Here is a 17,962-nt window from a genome sequence, read left to right as displayed (position 1 = left end):
AGCTAGCGTGCTATAATGAAAAACAGAAAAGCCTGAAACGATTGCCTCAGACTTTTTAATGTTCAGTGATCGCGACCACATGAGATAAATTTAATCTTATAGAAATCAGAACGTTTGTAAGTTTCAATGTATTCCAATACTTGGCCAGTTGACTCAAGTTTAGTTGTCTTGGTTTGGAGAACAGTTGGGAACTGAGAGTCGATTCCTAGGATAGAAGCAGCATGTTCTGGAGTTGGAAATACAATTTCATTGATTTCTTCAAAATGCTCGTCATTCATGTGAATGTGGTAGTCCAATTTGAAACGATTATAGATAGAACTATAGTATTCAAGATTTGGATAGTTTGCATTGATGTATTGTTCAGGGATATAAGATGTGTGGTAGATATAAGTAACACCGTTAGATTCACGGATACGTTCGATTTTGTAATAAAATTGATCGCCACGCAATCCCAATTTTTCTAAGTAGTTAAGATCGTTACCGCGTTCAATGGAAAGAACAGTGACTTTATCGTCCTTGGTTTCAAAAATTTCTACATCAGAAAATTCTACGAGTTTGTGCTTGCGAGCGCGAGCCACAAAGGTTCCCTTTCCTTGTTGGCGGACAATATAACCGTCTTTAGCAAGGTCGTTTAAGGCGCGAACAACAGTGATCGAACTTACGTCATACATTGCAATCAATTCTGCTTCAGTGAAGAACTTGTCGCCACTTGCAAATTGACCTGAAATGATTTTGTTTTTCAATTCATCTTTGATATATTGATACTTTGGAATTGCCATATTTTCACCTCATTTTTTCCTTCTCCATCTTCGATTTTACCATAAATAGTTTGAAAATGATAGTAAATAATGTAAAAAAATAAAATAATATTCTAAGTGATTGACTTACATATTATTTACGGTTAAAAACTCATACATTTATGCTATCTAGATCGAAAATATTTAAGAAAAAATTTTTTTACAAGAATTTTAGAAAACAATTCAGTAAAAAAAAGAAAAATTTTAAATAATTTTCGAAAAATCTATTGACAAGATGGATTCATTAGTTTATCATTTAATATAACAACAAATGAAAGCGCAAACGAAAAAGTATGGGGTGGTAAAATGACAAGGTTTAAAATTGAGGATGATTTTTACCTAGATGGGGAACCATTCAAAATTTTATCTGGTGCCATTCATTATTTTAGAATTCCTGAAGAAGACTGGTATCATTCATTGTACAATCTCAAGGCTTTAGGTTTTAACACTGTTGAAACATATGTCGCTTGGAATTTACATGAGCCAACTGAAGGAAACTTCAATTTTGAAGGCAATCTTGATATTGAAAAATTTCTTCAGACAGCTCAGGACTTAGGCTTGTATGCTATTGTTCGGCCATCTCCCTTTATCTGTGCAGAGTGGGAATTCGGTGGTTTACCAGCATGGCTTTTAAATAAAGACATGCGAATCCGTTCCTCTGATCCAGCCTTTATAGAAATGGTAGGACGCTACTATGATCATTTACTTCCACGTCTTGTTCCAAGATTGTTGGATAATGGTGGTAACATCCTCATGATGCAGGTTGAAAATGAGTACGGTTCATACGGTGAGGACAAAACCTACTTGCGTGAGATTCGTCGATTGATGGAAGAACGTTCAGTGACTTGTCCGCTCTTTACATCTGATGGTCCATGGCGAGCAACTCTGAAAGCTGGTACCTTGATTGAAGATGATCTCTTTGTGACAGGGAACTTTGGTTCAAAAGCAAACTTTAACTTCTCGCAAATGCAAGAGTTCTTTGATGAGTATGACAAGAAATGGCCACTCATGTGTATGGAATTCTGGGATGGATGGTTTAATCGATGGAAAGAACCAGTCATCACGCGTGAGCCAGAGGAGTTAGCGGAAGCCGTACATGAGGTACTAGAGCAAGGCTCTATCAACCTTTACATGTTCCACGGTGGAACCAACTTTGGTTTTATGAATGGTTGTTCAGCTCGAGGAACTATTGATTTACCACAAGTAACATCTTATGATTATGACGCTCTCCTTAATGAAGCTGGCAATCCAACTGCTAAATACATGGCAGTTAAGGAAATGATGGCGACTTACTATCCTGAGTATCCACAATTAGAACCACTTTACAAAGAGAGCATGGAAGTTGAAAACATTCCACTGGTTGAGAAAGTTTCTCTATTTGAAACCTTGGATAGCCTAACAAGTCCAACTGAAAGTCTCTATCCTAAGAAAATGGAAGAGTTGGGACAAAGCTACGGTTATCTACTCTATCGTACAGAAGCTAGTTGGGATGCAGAAGAAGAACGTATCCGTATCATTGACGGTCGAGACAGAGCTCAGCTATTTGTAGATGGTAAATGGGTTACAACTCAGTACCAGACAGAAATTGGTGAGGACATCTTCTATCAAGGAGAAAAGAAAGCGCTCTCTCGTTTTGATGTCCTGGTAGAAAATATGGGGCGTGTCAATTACGGGCATAAGTTCCTAGCAGATACACAACGAAAAGGGATTCGTACAGGTGTCTGCAAAGACCTACACTTCATGCTGAACTGGGAACACTATTCGCTTCCACTAGATAATCCTGAAAAGATTGATTTCTCAAAAGGATGGACAGAAGGACAACCTGCCTTTTACGCCTATGACTTTGAAGTTGAGGCTCCGAAGGACACCTACTTAGAACTATCTGAGTTTGGTAAAGGGATTGCCTATGTCAATGGCCATCATCTCGGACGTTTCTGGAATGTTGGTCCAACCTTATCGCTTTATATTCCGCACAGCTATCTCAAGGAAGGTGCTAACCGCATCATTATCTTTGAAACTGAAGGGGAATATAGAGATCACATACACTTAACTCGTAAACCTACACTAAAACATATAAAGGGGGAAAATTTATGACAATTGTAGGATGCCGTATTGATGGACGTTTGATCCACGGACAAGTAGCAAACCTTTGGTCTGCTAAACTGAATGTTTCACGTATCATGGTCGTTGACAATGAAGTTGTTAACAACGATGTTGAAAAGAGCGGATTGAAACTTGCAACACCACCAGGTGTAAAACTTAGTATTTTGCCAGTTGAAAAAGCTGCAGCCAATATCCTTGCTGGAAAATATGATAGCCAACGTTTGTTTATCGTTGCTCGTAAACCAGACCGCTTCCTTGGATTAGTGGAAGCAGGGGTACCGCTTGAAGCAGTCAATGTTGGTAATATGTCTCAAACACCAGAAACACGTTCTATTACACGTTCAATCAACGTTGTAGATAAAGACGTAGAAGATTTCCACAAATTGGCGGAAAAAGGTGTTAAACTTACTGCTCAAATGGTTCCAAATGATCCAGTTTCAGACTTTTTGAGCTTATTAAAATAGGAAAAAATTTTTAGGAGGTCATTGTTATGATACAATGGTGGCAAATTTTACTTCTCACTCTGTACTCAGCTTATCAAATCTGTGATGAGTTGACGATCGTTTCTTCTGCAGGTTCCCCTGTATTCGCTGGTTTCATTACTGGTTTGATCATGGGAGATTTGACAACTGGTTTGTTTATCGGTGGTAGCTTGCAGTTGTTTGTCCTTGGGGTAGGTACCTTCGGTGGTGCTTCTCGTATCGACGCAACTTCTGGTGCGGTTCTTGCGACAGCTTTCTCAGTTTCACAAGGTATCGAAACAGATCTTGCGATCACTACAATCGCTGTACCAGTAGCGGCACTTTTGACTTACTTCGACGTACTTGGTCGTATGACTACTACATTCTTCGCACACCGTATTGATGCTGCGATCGAACGCTTTGACTATAAAGCTATCGAACGTAACTACCTTCTTGGTGCGCTTCCATGGGCTGCTTCTCGTGCCCTTCCAGTATTCTTCGCCCTTGCTTTTGGTGGAGAATTCGTACAAGGTGTTGTAAACCTTGTTAAAGAATACCAATGGGTTGCAGACGGTTTGACTCTTGCAGGTCGTATGCTTCCAGGTCTTGGATTCGCTATCTTGCTTCGTTACCTTCCAGTTAAACGTAACCTTCACTACCTTGCTATGGGATTCGGTTTGACAGCTATGTTGACTGTACTTTACTCATACGTAACAGGTCTTGGTGGAGCAGTTGCTGGTATCATTGGCACTCTTCCTGCTGACGTTGCTGAAAAAATTGGCTTTGCAAACAACTTCAAAGGATTGTCTATGATCGGTATCTCTATCGTGGGTATCTTCCTTGCAGTTGTTCACTTCAAGAACAGCCAAAAAGTTGCTGTAGCAGCACCTTCTACACCATCAGAAAGTGGGGAAATTGAAGATGACGAATTCTAATTACAAATTAACAAAAGAAGATTTTAATCAAATTAACAAACGTAGCTTGTTCACTTTCCAATTGGGATGGAACTACGAGCGTATGCAAGCATCAGGTTACCTTTACATGATCTTGCCACAATTGCGTAAAATGTATGGAGATGGAACTCCTGAGTTGAAAGAAATGATGAAAGTTCATACTCAATTCTTCAACACTTCACCATTCTTCCACACAATCATCGCTGGTTTTGACCTTGCTATGGAAGAAAAAGATGGCGTTGGCTCAAAAGATGCGGTTAACGGTATCAAGACAGGTTTGATGGGACCATTCGCTCCTCTTGGAGATACTATCTTTGGTTCACTTGTACCTGCTATCATGGGATCTATCGCTGCAACAATGGCTATCGCTGGTCAACCTTGGGGTATCTTCCTTTGGATCGCAGTTGCAGTAGCGTATGACATCTTCCGTTGGAAACAATTGGAATTTGCCTACAAAGAAGGGGTTAACCTTATCAACAACATGCAAAGCACTTTGACAGCTTTGATTGAAGCTGCATCTGTTCTTGGTGTATTCATGATGGGTGCTCTTGTAGCAACAATGATCAACTTTGAAATTTCATACAAATTGCCAATCGGTGAGAAAATGATTGACTTCCAAGATATCTTGAACTCAATCTTCCCACGCTTGCTTCCAGCAATCTTCACAGCATTCATCTTCTGGTTGCTTGGTAAGAAAGGTATGAACTCAACTAAAGCAATCGGTATTATCATTGCTCTTGCTGTTGGACTTTCATTCATCGGTAAATTCTTACTTGGAATGGGCGCATAATTTATGAGTAAATCATTGATTTTAGTGAGCCATGGACGTTTCTGTGAAGAACTTAAAGGTAGCACAGAAATGATTATGGGTCCACAAGACAACATTCATGCGGTAGCTCTTCTTCCAGAAGATGGACCAGAAGATTTCACTGCGAAATTTGAAGCTGCTGTCGAAGGTTTGGATGATTTCCTAGTCTTTGCTGACCTCCTTGGTGGAACACCATGTAACGTGGTGAGCCGTCTGATTATGGAAGGTCGTGACATCGAACTTTACGCAGGAATGAATCTTCCAATGGTTATTGAGTTTATCAATGCGAGCCTAACCGGCGCTGATGCAGATTATAAGAGTCGTGCTTCAGAAAGCATTGTCAAAGTTAATGATTTATTGGCTGGTTTCGACGATGACGATGAAGATGAATAAGGTGTAATAACAGAAATACTGTTAGAACATATTTCATAGAATATAAATGGGAATGGGGCTTACTCCCATTCCCATATTTTAAATAGAAAACAATATAATAATAGATTAGAGGGACTCAATGCTAGATTATACAAAAGAAGAATTGCTTGAGTTGGGGGCAGAAATCACAACTCGCGAAATTTACCAACAACCGGACGTTTGGAAGGAAGCTTTTGAAGCTTATCAAGCACGACGTGATGAAATTGCAGCCTTTTTACAAGGAATTGCTGACAAACATGACTACATCAAGGTTATCCTGACTGGTGCTGGAACTTCTGCTTATGTAGGTGATACTCTCGTTCCTTACTTCAAGGAAGTTTATGATGAACGTAAATGGAATTTTAATGCTATTGCGACAACAGATATTGTTGCCAATCCACAAACCTATTTGAAAAAAGATGTAGCAACTGTTTTGGTATCATTCGCTCGTAGCGGGAACTCACCTGAGAGTGTGGCAACAGTTGACTTGGCCAAGGCTTTGGTTGATGAACTTTATCAAGTAACAATCACATGTGCGGCTGAAGGGAAATTGGCTCTCCAAGCGCATGGTGATGACCGCAACCTCTTGTTGCTACAACCAGCTGCGTCTAACGATGCTGGCTTTGCTATGACTTCAAGCTTCACTTCAATGATGTTGACAGCACTCTTGGTATTTGATCCAACAGAATTTGCTGTTAAAGCTGAACGTTTTGAAGTGCTATCTAGTTTAGCTCGTAAAGTCCTTGATAATGTGGCAGATGTCAAAGAGTTGGTAGACCTAGACTTTAACCGAGTGATTTACCTAGGTGCAGGCCCATTCTTCGGACTCGCTCACGAAGCCCAGCTTAAAATTTTGGAATTGACTGCCGGTCAAGTAGCGACTATGTATGAAAGCCCAGTTGGCTTCCGTCACGGTCCAAAATCTCTGATTAACGAAGATACTGTCGTTTTGGTATTTGGTACGACAACAGACTATACTCGTAAGTACGACTTGGACTTGGTTCGTGAAGTTGCAGGTGACAAAATTGCTCGTCGTGTTGTTCTTTTGAGCGATCAGGCCTTTGGACTTGAAAATGTTAAGGAAGTAGCGCTTGGCTGCGGTGGCGTTTTAAATGATGTTTACCGTGTCTTCCCTTACATTGTGTATGGTCAGTTATTTGCCCTCTTGACTTCGCTTAAAGTTGGTAACAGACCAGATACACCATCACCTACAGGTACAGTGAACCGTGTCGTTCAAGGTGTCATTATTCACGAGTTTGAAAAATAAGGAAGAATCTATGAGTAAATTAACATTAAGCCCAAATAAACTTGCTTGCATGCAAAAACTCTCAGATGAAAATGGTATCATCTCAGCTCTTGCTTTTGACCAACGTGGTGCTTTGAAACGCCTTATGGCTCAATACCAAACAGAGGAGCCAACGGTAGCTCAAATGGAAGAACTTAAAGTCTTGGTAGCAGATGAATTGACTAAATACGCTTCATCTATGCTTCTTGACCCTGAATATGGTCTTCCAGCTACAAAAGCTCTTGATCCAAATGCTGGTCTGCTCCTTGCTTATGAAAAAACAGGATACGACACAACAAGCACAAAACGTTTGCCAGACTGCTTGGATGTTTGGTCTGCAAAACGTATCAAAGAACAAGGGGCAGATGCTGTTAAGTTCTTGCTTTACTATGACGTAGAGAGCTCTGACGAACTCAACCAACAAAAACAAGCCTACATCGAACGTATCGGTTCTGAGTGTGTGGCGGAAGATATTCCATTCTTCCTTGAAATTCTTGCTTACGATGAAAAAATTGCTGATGCAGGTTCTGCAGAATATGCTAAAGTGAAACCACATAAGGTTATCGGAGCTATGAAAGTCTTCTCAGATCCACGCTTTAACATCGATGTCTTGAAAGTGGAAGTTCCAGTTAACGTGAAATACGTTGAAGGCTTTGGCGATGGAGAAATCGTTCATACACGTGAAGAAGCAGCAGCTTTCTTCAAAGCCCAAGACGAAGCTACTAACTTGCCATACATCTACTTGAGTGCAGGTGTATCCGCTAAACTCTTCCAAGAGACACTTGTCTTTGCCCACGAATCAGGTGCAAACTTCAATGGTGTTCTTTGTGGACGTGCAACATGGGCTGGATCTGTTGAAGCTTACATCAAAGATGGAGAAGCAGCAGCTCGCGAATGGCTTCGTACAACTGGATTTGAAAACATTGATGAACTCAATAAAGTTCTTCAAACAACAGCTACTTCATGGACTGAACGTGTAGAAGCATAGGATAGAAATAGAAGGAACAACTTTTGTTAATAAAATATCTATGGTTTCTTGACAAAGATGTCTGTAAATCATAAAATAAAACCATAGAGAGTGAATGCGCTTTCTATGGTTTGTTTACTTAATTGAAATAGAAAAAGGAGAGAAGGATGAAAGCATACACAGAACGTGTATTTGGAAAAGTAGATGGCAAGGATGTCCTCGCTTACCGTTTTGAAACGGAGGCAGGCTACCAACTGGAAATCATGACCTATGGAGCAACAATTTTACGCTATGTAACTCCAGATAAGACTGGCAATTTTGCCAATGTTATTCTAGGTTTTGACGATTTCGAAAGCTATGTGGGAAATAGCCCTAAACATGGAGCAAGTGTAGGTCCAGTTGCAGGTCGTATTGCAGGTGCGACATTTGAACTCAATGGGAAGACCTATGAACTCGAAGTCAACAATGCTAGCAACTGTAACCACAGTGGCTCAACTGGTTGGGATTCTAGCTTGTTTGAGCTAGTCGAAGTGAATGATCATGGTTTGACTCTTTACACAGAAAGAGCAGACGGGACTGGAGGTTTCCCTGGAAATCTTAAGATCTGGATTAGCTACAACTTGGAAGAAAGTGGTGCCTACGAAGTTAGTTACAAGGTAACGACAGACCAGGATACCTTGGTCAATCCAACTAACCATAGCTACTTTAACTTATCTGCTGATTTCACGCAGACAGTTGACCGTCATGTATTCCAACTGAATACTGAAGGTATTTACCCAATCGCTCCTGATGGTGTTCCAGCTAAAACCCCAGATGCTAACCGTGATGTGATCAAACATATCTACAATGGTGCTTTGTTGAAGGATATCTTTGCAGAAGAAGATGAGCAAATCCAACTCGTATCTGGTTTGGACCATCCATTTGCTCTTCCTGCAAGACATGACAATGCTGGATTCCTCTATGACCAAGGTTCAGGTCGCTTCTTGCTCTTCAAGACAGAGGCTCCTTGCTTTGTGGTCTACACAGCAAACTTTGTGGACGAGAGTGTCATCATTGCTGGTCAGCCAATGATTCAGCACAATGGAATTGCTCTAGAAGCGCAAGCTTTACCAGATGCTATTCATAGTGACCTTAAAGATCAAGTCATTCTCAAAGCAGGTGAAACTTTCACCAGCAAAACTCGTTATGAGCTTATCGTGAAATAACAAAAATTCTCTGAAGTCATAGGATTTCAGAGAATTTTTTCTTATTCTTCATCTGGTGTGAGAATCATCGGAATGATGATTGGTTCACGTTCAGTATTTTCGTAAAGGAATGGTCGAATGGCATTTACTATGGCGCCATTGACAGATTGGATGCTGGCATCTTTGTTTTTCAAAGCGATACGAATAGCATTGAAAAGGATGCGTTGGCTTTGACGAATCAAGTCACCAGATTCGCGCATGTAGACAAATCCACGGCTGAGAATATCTGGTCCAGATAGGATCATCTGAGACTTGAAGTCAACGGTTGCGACAGCAAGTACGACACCATCTTCAGATAGATCGCGACGATCTTTAAGCACAGCTGCACCGATTTCACCGATACGATTTCCATCGACGTAGATGTCTTGGGCATTGAAGTGGCCTGCGATACGGGCAGAGTTTGCAGTGAGGGCAAGCACATCACCATTACTCATGATAAAGATATTGTCCTTCTCTACGCCAGTATCTACGGCAAGTCCAGCGTGGACTTTCTGCATGCGGTATTCACCGTGAACAGGCATGAAGTATTTTGGCTTAATCAAGCGGAGCATGAGTTTTTGCTCTTGCTGACCACCGTGTCCAGAAGTATGGATGTTGTTAATTTTACCATGGATAACTTCAACCCCAGCTTCAGAAATGATGTTAATCAATTTGTTGACGCTAGTGGTGTTTCCTGGAATTGGGCTAGATGAGAAGATGACAGTATCGCCAGGTTGGAGTTGCACTTGACGGTGAGTTCCGTTAGCGATACGAGAGAGAGCGGCCATAGGCTCACCCTGACTTCCCGTACAGAGGATAAGAATCTCACCCGCAGGATAGTCTTTGATTTCATTTGGCTCGATGAAAGTTCCCTTAGGAGCCTTGATGTAACCAAGCTCAATCCCGTTGACAATGGCCTTTTCCATAGAGCGTCCAAAGACAGCAATCTTACGCCCTGTCTTAACGGCAGCTTCCGTTGCTTGCTGGAGACGGAAGATATTTGAGGCAAAGGATGCAAAGATGATACGTCCTTCGATACCTTGGATAATCTTCATAATCGACTGGCCGACAACCTTTTCAGAGTTTGTAAAGGTTGGTACTTCAGCATTGGTCGAGTCAGAGAGTAAGCAAAGCACTCCATCTTCACCTAGGGCTGCCATACGGTGCAAGTCTGCAGGTTCCCCAACTGGTGTAAAGTCAAACTTGAAGTCTCCCGTACAAACGATTTTCCCTTGAGGGGTATGGATGACGATTCCCAATGGCTCTGGAATCGAGTGGGTTGTTCTAAAGAAAGTTGCTTTAAGATTTTTAAAAGTCAACTCCGTGTTGTGGTTGATTTCGTGAAGTGTAGCATTGCGCAAAAGTCCATGCTCTTCGAGTTTTCCACGGATTAAGGCAAGGGCCAGTGGACCAGCATAGATAGGGATGTTTGCTTGCTTGAGCAAGAAGGGAATCCCTCCGATATGGTCCTCGTGTCCGTGTGTAATCAAGAGAGCCTTGACGCGGTCGATATTTTCTACAATATAAGAGTAATCAGGGATAACGTAGTCGATACCAAGTAGGTCATCCTCAGGGAATTTAATCCCTGCATCAACGATGATGATTTCGTCTTGGTATTCGATACCATATGTGTTTTTTCCGATTTCTCCTAGACCACCAATGGCAAAAACGCCAACTTCTTCTGGTTTAAGAGTGTAGGCCATATTAGAACTCCGTAATTTCGAATGCGCCAGTTTCTTTTTCGTAGTCTAGCAATTTGTCAGACAAGAGTTCGATATACTCGATATTATATTCTGGACGATTTTCTTCGACAAGTTGGCGAGCAGCGATACGTCCTTCAAGTTCTGAACTAGCATCGATGTCTAAGTATAGTGAGCGTGTTGTTTCACGACGTGGGCTACGGTCTTTTGTTTCTTGATAAAAAACTTTGTAAATCATATGTTTCCTTTCTGCTTTCAGGTCAGCTATATTCAAAAATGCTCAGTTTGAAGCTGGTTTGATTCCAGTTCATTTTTTGTCTTTATTGACCTTGATTCGTTACAATTATCTCAATTATAACATAAAAAGGGGAATTAGTAAAAGCAGGAAACATGAAAGTAAGGAGCTTGAAATGGGTTTCATTATACCTTGTATAAGTATTTGAAGACATCCGATGCAAGTGCTATAATAAAGTTAGAAAAGAGGTTTTTCTTGATTAAGGAGGACTAGCTATGTTTGATTTTGTGTTTCACCTATTTGGATGGAAATTCTGCATATTGCTACAACTGCTTGGGCTCCTTTTGAGGCTATTTGCTCCTTTTCGTTAGATGATGATTTTGAAATATTTGCCTTTAGAATTGGAGAAAGGAGGCTCTCTATGTTTCAACTAGCTATCGCGATTCGTCTCTTGATATTTGCTGTTTTTGTTGCTTGTGTTTACGGTGGCAATCTACTATTTGTTCGGCTGGAACATAGAAAAACAGCTTTACACTGGAAAATTCTCTTTGTAACACTGTATTCTATTTTCCTCCTTCTTGTGACCTATGTGGTCTGGCTTGTATTTTACTTTGGTTTGAATGCTTAGCTTCAGTTGTTTATTTATATCTGCTGATTGAACGAATGCCTATCTTTAAAATAGGTTATAAAAAAATAGCGAACTCAGCTACACAAAAAATCCATCCCAACTATTAAGATAGGGTGGATTTTTCAAATTCGGTGTCCAATTTTCCCTCAAACAAAGGTTATATTTTCAGGCCCTATCCCTATTTTTACAGTTGTGATTGTTCTGTTCAAAAATAGAGTTGAAGCATAAAAATAAAACAATACAAACAGATAAATCAATTGGCAATGGTATAGTTGTAATGTTTAAATCGTTGAGAATACTGATCAAACTGTAAGAGATGAAGAAAATAAAATTCATCCTTCTAAAAATGTGTCTTTTATCTAGCATGACTTATCCAAACTTTTTACGGAGATCTTTTCCAATGGTGTAAGCTGCCATAAATAAAGCTATACCAACACCGACACCAAAACCACCCTTGATTTCTTGCAATTCTTTATTAGAAATTTCACGATATTTGTCTAAATCTTTACTCATACTAACCTCCTAAAAAATAACCAGCTGCTAAGCCAGAGCCTACAAGTGCTGTTCCGCCAGCAATAGCTTTCCAAGATACTGCTACTCCAAAGACAACCAAGGGAGCTAGACCACCATCAATATCTGATAATTCATTTTCAGATAGCGATACAAATTGATTGTCAATATTTTCGAAATTTGTCATTGAACATTCCTCCTTTTTTCTTGTTCACTTTTATATTCGGAAATGAAGGTAAAAAGTTGCAATGTTTTTGAAAATTTCTTTTCACCATGATTTTTGTTTCAAAACAAAGAAAATTCCCATGCGCCTTCTTTTGTAGTATAATAGTAAACAGACAAAAAGATAGGAATGTGTTATGAAAGTATTAGCTTTTGATACGTCCAGCAAGGCTCTTTCTCTTGCTATTTTAGAGGACAAGCAGCTTCTTGCCGAGACGACAATCAATATCAAAAAAAATCACAGTATTACCCTTATGCCAGCCATTGATTTTTTGATGGCTAGTCTAGATTTGACGCCTAAAGATTTGGATCGAATCGTTGTAGCAGAGGGGCCAGGTAGCTACACAGGTTTGCGAATCGCGGTAGCAACTGCCAAGACCTTGGCTCATACCCTGAACATTGAGTTAGTGGGCATGTCCAGCCTTTTAGCTCTGGTACCAAGCCAGCAGGAAGGTTTGGTTGTTCCTTTGATGGATGCGCGTCGCAACAATGTTTATGCAGGATTTTATGAAAATGCTCAACCTGTCTTTCCAGAGGCACATCTGTCCTTTGCAGAAGTTTTGGAGCAAGTCAAAGATACTGAACAAGTCACTTTTGTTGGTGAAGTGGGAGCCTTTGTGGAGCAGATTCAAGAACAACTACCACAGGCTAACTATCAGGAAACCTTGCCAAATGCAGCTAATCTTGCTCTTTGGGCCTGGGACAAGGAAGCAGACTCCTTGCACGACTTTGTGCCAAATTACCTCAAACGAGTTGAAGCTGAGGAAAACTGGCTCAAGAATCACACTGAGTCTGGCGAGTCCTACATTAAACGCCTATGATAGAAATCAAACGAATCCAACAGCAACCTGACTTGGCTCAATCCATCTATGCTGTTATGGCAGATGTTTATCCAGTCAGTCCTTGGACTTTGAAACAAATCCAAGCAGACCTGTCCCAAGACCAGACTTGGTATGCTCTGGCATATGACGGGGCAGAAGTGATTGGATTTCTAGCTGTTCAGGAAAATAACTTTGAGGCAGAAGTCTTGCAAATCGCTGTCAAAAAAGCCTATCAAGGTCAGGGAATTGCGTCAGACTTATTTGATCTATTACCGACAGATAAGGAGATTTTCCTCGAAGTCAGAAAGTCAAATCAACGAGCACAGGCATTTTATAAGAAAGAAAGAATGGCAGTCATCGCTGAGCGAAAGGCCTATTACCATGATCCAGTCGAGGACGCCATTATCATGAAGAGAGAAATAGATGAAGGATAGATATATTTTAGCATTTGAGACATCTTGCGATGAGACCAGTGTCGCCGTACTGAAAAACGACGACGAGCTCTTGTCCAATGTCATTGCTAGTCAAATTGAGAGTCACAAACGTTTTGGGGGCGTAGTGCCAGAAGTAGCCAGTCGTCACCATGTCGAGGTCATTACAGCCTGTATCGAGGAGGCGCTGGCAGAAGCAGGGATTACAGAAGAAGATGTAACAGCTGTTGCGGTTACTTATGGACCAGGCTTGGTCGGAGCCTTGCTAGTTGGTTTGTCAGCTGCCAAGGCCTTTGCTTGGGCACATGGACTTCCGCTTATCCCCGTTAACCACATGGCTGGGCACCTCATGGCGGCTCAAAGTGTGGAGCCCTTGGAATTCCCCTTGCTAGCTCTATTGGTTAGTGGTGGACACACAGAGTTGGTCTATGTTTCTGAGGCTGGTGATTACAAGATCGTTGGTGAAACTCGAGATGATGCGGTTGGCGAGGCCTATGATAAGGTCGGCCGTGTTATGGGTTTGACCTATCCAGCAGGTCGTGAGATCGACGAGTTGGCCCATCAAGGTCAGGACATTTATGATTTCCCTCGTGCTATGATTAAGGAAGATAATCTGGAGTTTTCATTTTCAGGTTTGAAGTCTGCCTTTATCAATCTTCACCATAATGCCGAGCAAAAGGGGGAAAGCTTATCCAAGGAAGATCTATCTGCTTCCTTCCAAGCAGCAGTTATGGATATTCTCATGGCAAAAACCAAGAAGGCCTTGGAGAAATATCCTGTTAAAACTCTAGTTGTGGCTGGTGGTGTGGCAGCTAATAGAGGATTAAGAGAACGCTTGGCAGCTGAAATCACTGATGTTAAGGTCATCATTCCGCCTCTGCGTCTCTGCGGAGACAATGCAGGTATGATTGCCTATGCCAGCGTCAGCGAGTGGAACAAAGAAAACTTTGCAGGCTTGGAGTTAAACGCCAAACCAAGTCTCGCTTTTGATACTTTAGAATAAAGAGTCAGCTTGAAGCTGGCTTTTTTGCTAAAATATTTTATAATATGTTAAAAAAGTAAAAGTTTTTACGAATAGAATAGTAAAGGGAATCTGAAAAAGGGAGTTTGGCCATGATTGAAAAACAGGAATTAGGAGAATTTTACAAGGAATTGCGCCTGGCAAGAAAGCTCAAGCAGTCAGATGTGGCTTGTGCTGGACTAACAGCCTCTCAGCTATCCAAGTTTGAGTTAGGGCAGTCCATGCTGTCTGCGGATAAGCTGATTCTAGCTATCCAAGGGATAAATGTGACCTTTGATGAGTTTGGGCACAAGCTCAACAACTACCAAGAATCTCCACATATGCGATTTGGTAGAAGGATTGTGGATCGCTTTGCCCATCAAGATATAGCTGGCTTAGAGCAATTGTTGAAAGAAGTTGAGCAAGAACAGATGGCACAGACCTATCGTCGTTTGAACTCTATTGTGATTAAAGATGCTATCCATTCACTAGATAAAAGCTATCCACTAGCAGAGGAGGATAGCGAGTTTTTAACCACCTATCTCTATGCTATCGAGTCTTGGACCTGGTTTGAACTCTATATTTTTTGCAATACCATGCCTTTTTTGAGCAATCAAGATTTGATCTTTTTATCAACCTCCTTACTCGAAAAATCCAAGGAATTTAAAGAATTGGCACACAATAGACTATATATGAAAAGTGGCTTTCTAAATATTATCTCAGAGCTTATGGAGCGCAAACTTTTCTCTTACATCCCAATCTTTGAGTCCGAGTTGGAGAGTATGCTCCGTCCGTATGATGTTTTTGAGAAAGTATCATGGCAATTTTTAAAGAAATTGAGTGTTTTCCTTCAAACCAAGGGAAGCAATCAAAAAGAGATTGAACACTTTATCCAATCTCTGCAAATATTAGAAAATCCACAATTATCAGCACTTTTTGAATTACGTTTACAGCAATACAAAGCACTTATCGATTAGTTAGAAATCGCAAATGTGAAATTCCTACCAGAAAAAATGTCAAATATGCGATTTTTAAAAATATGGAATTTTTCGTGTTATACTGTCTTCATTCCATAGTATAGGAGAAAAAAGAATGAAAAAGATCATCTCACGCTACTACTTTTTTGTAGCCATGCTACTGGTCATAGTTTACCAGGAGTTCAGTAGTCTAGTTTTATACAGCGAATTTGCTGCTGGTCTATCTAAATTTGGCTATTATTTTTCGGATATGATGTTGAACTTTCTTGTGATTCTGCTTGTTTTTATTTTTATGGTAGGAGCAGGAAAATGGCAACAAATCAACAGTAGAAAATTTAAATGGTCATATTTTTTTTATTCCTTTTTAGCTTTTCTTGCTTTATTTATTTGGAATTTTATTAAATTTTTCCTATTCCCACCTACCCAAAATGGACTTGCTTACCAACTCGCTGCTCCGACTTTTACAGGCGCTACGGCATTTTTGATGTATTTTTTCTATCCTGTGATTGCAGGTCCCATTTTTGAAGAGATGATTTATCGTGGATTGGTGATGACAGCTCTGGAAAAAGGAAAAAAATGGGGACTGGACGTACTTGGTTCGGCTGCTTTATTTGGAATTTTGCATATCAGTGATTATGGTTGGGTCTTGACAGACTTTTTCGTATATATGGGCGGTGGACTCATATTTGCACTCTTGTTTAGAGCAACAAAGTCTATTTATTGGCCTATTGGACTGCATATAGTCTATAACGGTATTGGTCATATACTCCCTTTGCTGTTTTAGAGGATTTTCAAAAACCTAAACCAAGGGCTTGAGTCCTCATCGTGGTGCTTTTGCTTGGGGTGGAGAAATAGTAGATGGATTGTTTAGCCGTCGTAGAAGGTAGGATACTATAGGAGTTGATTAAATGAAGAAAATGAAAGAAATGAAATTTCACCTAGCAACTGGCTTGTTGCTTTTGACCTATTACCTCATTTTTAATGTCATACCAGACTTAGATTTTACTGTAGCTTTGTCTGATGAGATCTACTATGTGTTTCAGGTTTTATTCGTACTTATCCTGGGAACTGTATCTACAATTATTTTTGTCAAAAGTGAACATTGGAAAGAGTATGGTCGTTTCCAGTTTCGTTGGTCTTACCTAGGTGTCTTCTTTCTTTCTTTTTTCTTATTATTTGTGTGGGTAAATCTAGCAACTCGTATCTTTCCTCGTACGCAAAATGGAAGTACAGTAGTGGAAGTAGCCACCAGTTTGACAGGAATTAGCTATTTTATTACGCGAGTGCTTTACGGTAGCCTTATTGCACCTATAGCAGAAGAAATAGTGTGTCGTGGTTTTTTGATGACAAGCTTGTCTAAATTTAAAAACTACTATATTGATGTTCTTGTTTCTGCTGGCATATTTGGCGCTATGCATGTTTTACAGCATGGTTGGATAACGACAGATTTCATACTCTACTTTGTAATGGGCTTGATATTTTGCATGATGTTTCGCTGTACACGCTCTATTTATTGGACCATAGCTTTACATGCTTCATGGAATACCTTCTTGCTTATTGTTAGTTTATTGGTGTTTGGGTATTAAATCTAAAATAGTTTATAAGTTGTATCATGAGACTGGTTTCCAGTCTTTTTCTTTAATGCTAATGTCTGAAGGTGAATTTTACGCAATACCTTGTGGATTTAAAATTCAAGAATTTAATTTTTAAAAATCAATAGAGAATCAAATTCGTCAAAAATTGTCAATTCTAGAGTTTTTTTGTATAGTAGAAATATGAAATTTACAAGATTAATTAGTAGTCTGCTTGCACTTGGAACTTTCCTCCTGTTTCTAACAGCTTGTCAGACTTTTTCCAAGACGCAACTGGTCGTGTTTGAGTATCTTTCATTTTATATGTCTACGAAGTCTTTTGAAGAAGCGTTTGGAGAACCAAATGAAGTAGTAGAAGAAACAGCAACTGGCTATCGAGATACTTGGCATGCAGAAGACCCTTATCTCTATAAAACAGGTCGCCTTTTTTATAATTATGACAAGGTTAATTGGAAGAATTATAGCGGTCGAGCAACCTTCGCTTTTTCAAAATCGCATCGTTTACAAGAAGCGACGATTTATTTTCCGATGCCTTCTAAAGTTCAACAGAAAGAAATATTTTATCACATGACTCAAGACATAAAAGCAGAAATCGAAGCTCTACCAAACTTTCAATCCTTGAAAGTTGATGCCTTGGCAGGTGATGATGTTGGTTATCGATTTAAGGTTAAGTTGAAAGGGCAGAGAGAAGAACTCTGGGTTGATGTTTACCCGATAGAAAATGAATATGTTGAAAAACCTGAAGTTGACAAATATCCTATTCGAGTGGATCAATTTCGCATGTATCCTGGATGAGTACTTTTTACTAGCTTAAAACTCTAAACTTTTTTCTATTTTA

21 protein-coding genes are annotated in these 17,962 nt (G+C 40.1%); 16 read left to right on the top strand and 5 right to left on the bottom strand.

Annotation, left to right across the window (positions count from 1 at the left end):
* Positions 1-62: 62 nt before the first annotated feature.
* Positions 63-779 carry a GntR family transcriptional regulator gene (locus tag AB2B50_RS04690; protein WP_320693222.1) on the bottom strand — a complete coding sequence of 239 codons (717 nt, stop codon included), beginning with the start codon at positions 777-779 and terminating at the stop codon, positions 63-65.
* Positions 780-1,103: 324 nt separating this feature from the next.
* Between AB2B50_RS04690 and AB2B50_RS04685 the strand changes: the two genes are divergently transcribed.
* The 8 genes from AB2B50_RS04685 (at position 1,104) to AB2B50_RS04650 (ending at position 8,990) form a co-directional block, all read left to right on the top strand.
* Positions 1,104-2,891 (top strand): glycoside hydrolase family 35 protein, encoded by a 1,788-nt coding sequence (locus tag AB2B50_RS04685; RefSeq protein WP_049503180.1) that lies wholly within the window; start codon positions 1,104-1,106, stop codon positions 2,889-2,891.
* Positions 2,888-3,364, top strand: a complete 477-nt coding sequence (locus tag AB2B50_RS04680) for a PTS sugar transporter subunit IIB (RefSeq protein ID WP_000156977.1) — start codon at positions 2,888-2,890, stop codon at positions 3,362-3,364. The genes AB2B50_RS04685 and AB2B50_RS04680 overlap by 4 nt, the downstream gene beginning before the upstream one ends.
* A gap of 26 nt (positions 3,365-3,390) precedes the next feature.
* On the top strand, positions 3,391-4,296 hold the full coding sequence (locus tag AB2B50_RS04675; protein WP_000616985.1) for a PTS mannose/fructose/sorbose/N-acetylgalactosamine transporter subunit IIC: 906 nt from the start codon (positions 3,391-3,393) through the stop codon (positions 4,294-4,296).
* Positions 4,283-5,104 (top strand): PTS system mannose/fructose/sorbose family transporter subunit IID, encoded by an 822-nt coding sequence (locus tag AB2B50_RS04670; RefSeq protein WP_000185292.1) that lies wholly within the window; start codon positions 4,283-4,285, stop codon positions 5,102-5,104. The genes AB2B50_RS04675 and AB2B50_RS04670 overlap by 14 nt, the downstream gene beginning before the upstream one ends.
* 3 nt (positions 5,105-5,107) lie before the next feature.
* Positions 5,108-5,515 (top strand): PTS sugar transporter subunit IIA, encoded by a 408-nt coding sequence (locus AB2B50_RS04665; RefSeq protein WP_320693223.1) that lies wholly within the window; start codon positions 5,108-5,110, stop codon positions 5,513-5,515.
* 118 nt (positions 5,516-5,633) lie between these two features.
* A complete protein-coding gene (locus AB2B50_RS04660) occupies positions 5,634-6,800 on the top strand; it encodes an SIS domain-containing protein (RefSeq protein ID WP_320693224.1) in 1,167 nt (388 codons plus the stop codon).
* 10 nt (positions 6,801-6,810) lie between these two features.
* The gene (lacD, locus tag AB2B50_RS04655) at positions 6,811-7,806 is read left to right on the top strand and encodes a tagatose-bisphosphate aldolase (RefSeq protein WP_320693293.1); all 996 of its coding nucleotides are present in this window, start codon (positions 6,811-6,813) and stop codon (positions 7,804-7,806) included.
* 146 nt (positions 7,807-7,952) lie between these two features.
* Entirely contained in the window at positions 7,953-8,990 is a 1,038-nt protein-coding gene (locus tag AB2B50_RS04650) for an aldose epimerase family protein (protein ID WP_320692669.1), read from the top strand.
* A gap of 41 nt (positions 8,991-9,031) precedes the next feature.
* On the opposite strand, the gene rnjA is transcribed toward AB2B50_RS04650, so the two are convergent.
* Positions 9,032-10,711: a ribonuclease J1 gene (rnjA, locus tag AB2B50_RS04645; RefSeq protein ID WP_000331998.1), complete on the bottom strand. Its 1,680-nt coding sequence runs from the start codon at positions 10,709-10,711 to the stop codon at positions 9,032-9,034.
* Position 10,712: 1 nt separating this feature from the next.
* On the bottom strand, positions 10,713-10,946 hold the full coding sequence (locus AB2B50_RS04640) for a DNA-dependent RNA polymerase subunit epsilon (RefSeq protein WP_000639568.1): 234 nt from the start codon (positions 10,944-10,946) through the stop codon (positions 10,713-10,715).
* Between the two features lie 418 nt (positions 10,947-11,364).
* On the opposite strand from AB2B50_RS04640, the gene AB2B50_RS04635 reads away from it, so the two are divergent.
* Positions 11,365-11,571, top strand: a complete 207-nt coding sequence (locus AB2B50_RS04635; protein WP_320692668.1) for a hypothetical protein — start codon at positions 11,365-11,367, stop codon at positions 11,569-11,571.
* 369 nt (positions 11,572-11,940) lie between these two features.
* Here the strand turns inward: AB2B50_RS04635 and cibB are convergent, their stop codons facing one another.
* On the bottom strand, positions 11,941-12,084 hold the full coding sequence (cibB, locus tag AB2B50_RS04630) for a fratricide two-peptide bacteriocin subunit CibB (protein WP_320692667.1): 144 nt from the start codon (positions 12,082-12,084) through the stop codon (positions 11,941-11,943).
* 1 nt (position 12,085) lies between these two features.
* Positions 12,086-12,268 carry a fratricide two-peptide bacteriocin subunit CibA gene (gene cibA, locus AB2B50_RS04625; protein WP_045762528.1) on the bottom strand — a complete coding sequence of 61 codons (183 nt, stop codon included), beginning with the start codon at positions 12,266-12,268 and terminating at the stop codon, positions 12,086-12,088.
* Between the two features lie 172 nt (positions 12,269-12,440).
* Here cibA and tsaB point away from each other — a divergent pair, with 172 nt between their 5' ends.
* The 7 genes from tsaB to AB2B50_RS04590 all read left to right on the top strand — a co-directional run bounded on the left by tsaB (position 12,441) and on the right by AB2B50_RS04590 (position 17,919).
* The gene (tsaB, locus tag AB2B50_RS04620; RefSeq protein ID WP_320692666.1) at positions 12,441-13,124 is read left to right on the top strand and encodes a tRNA (adenosine(37)-N6)-threonylcarbamoyltransferase complex dimerization subunit type 1 TsaB; all 684 of its coding nucleotides are present in this window, start codon (positions 12,441-12,443) and stop codon (positions 13,122-13,124) included.
* The gene (rimI, locus tag AB2B50_RS04615; RefSeq protein ID WP_320692665.1) at positions 13,121-13,558 is read left to right on the top strand and encodes a ribosomal protein S18-alanine N-acetyltransferase; all 438 of its coding nucleotides are present in this window, start codon (positions 13,121-13,123) and stop codon (positions 13,556-13,558) included. Before tsaB ends, rimI begins: the two co-directional genes overlap by 4 nt.
* Complete coding sequence (tsaD, locus tag AB2B50_RS04610; RefSeq protein ID WP_320692664.1) at positions 13,548-14,558, top strand: tRNA (adenosine(37)-N6)-threonylcarbamoyltransferase complex transferase subunit TsaD; 1,011 nt, start codon at positions 13,548-13,550, stop codon at positions 14,556-14,558. The genes rimI and tsaD overlap by 11 nt, the downstream gene beginning before the upstream one ends.
* Positions 14,559-14,668: 110 nt before the next feature.
* Positions 14,669-15,532, top strand: coding sequence for an XRE/MutR family transcriptional regulator (locus tag AB2B50_RS04605; RefSeq protein WP_320692663.1), 864 nt, complete (start codon positions 14,669-14,671; stop codon positions 15,530-15,532).
* A gap of 115 nt (positions 15,533-15,647) precedes the next feature.
* Positions 15,648-16,316, top strand: coding sequence for a CPBP family intramembrane glutamic endopeptidase (locus tag AB2B50_RS04600; RefSeq protein WP_320692662.1), 669 nt, complete (start codon positions 15,648-15,650; stop codon positions 16,314-16,316).
* A gap of 124 nt (positions 16,317-16,440) precedes the next feature.
* Positions 16,441-17,118 carry a CPBP family intramembrane glutamic endopeptidase gene (locus AB2B50_RS04595; protein ID WP_320692661.1) on the top strand — a complete coding sequence of 226 codons (678 nt, stop codon included), beginning with the start codon at positions 16,441-16,443 and terminating at the stop codon, positions 17,116-17,118.
* Between the two features lie 189 nt (positions 17,119-17,307).
* A complete protein-coding gene (locus AB2B50_RS04590; RefSeq protein ID WP_320692660.1) occupies positions 17,308-17,919 on the top strand; it encodes a hypothetical protein in 612 nt (203 codons plus the stop codon).
* Positions 17,920-17,962 lie beyond the last annotated feature (43 nt).

This window comes from Streptococcus fermentans, assembly GCF_040888305.1.
Lineage (GTDB): Bacteria > Bacillota > Bacilli > Lactobacillales > Streptococcaceae > Streptococcus > Streptococcus fermentans.
The sequence above is the reverse complement of the archived record's forward strand: the minus strand, read 5'-3'. Positions and strand labels throughout refer to the sequence as shown.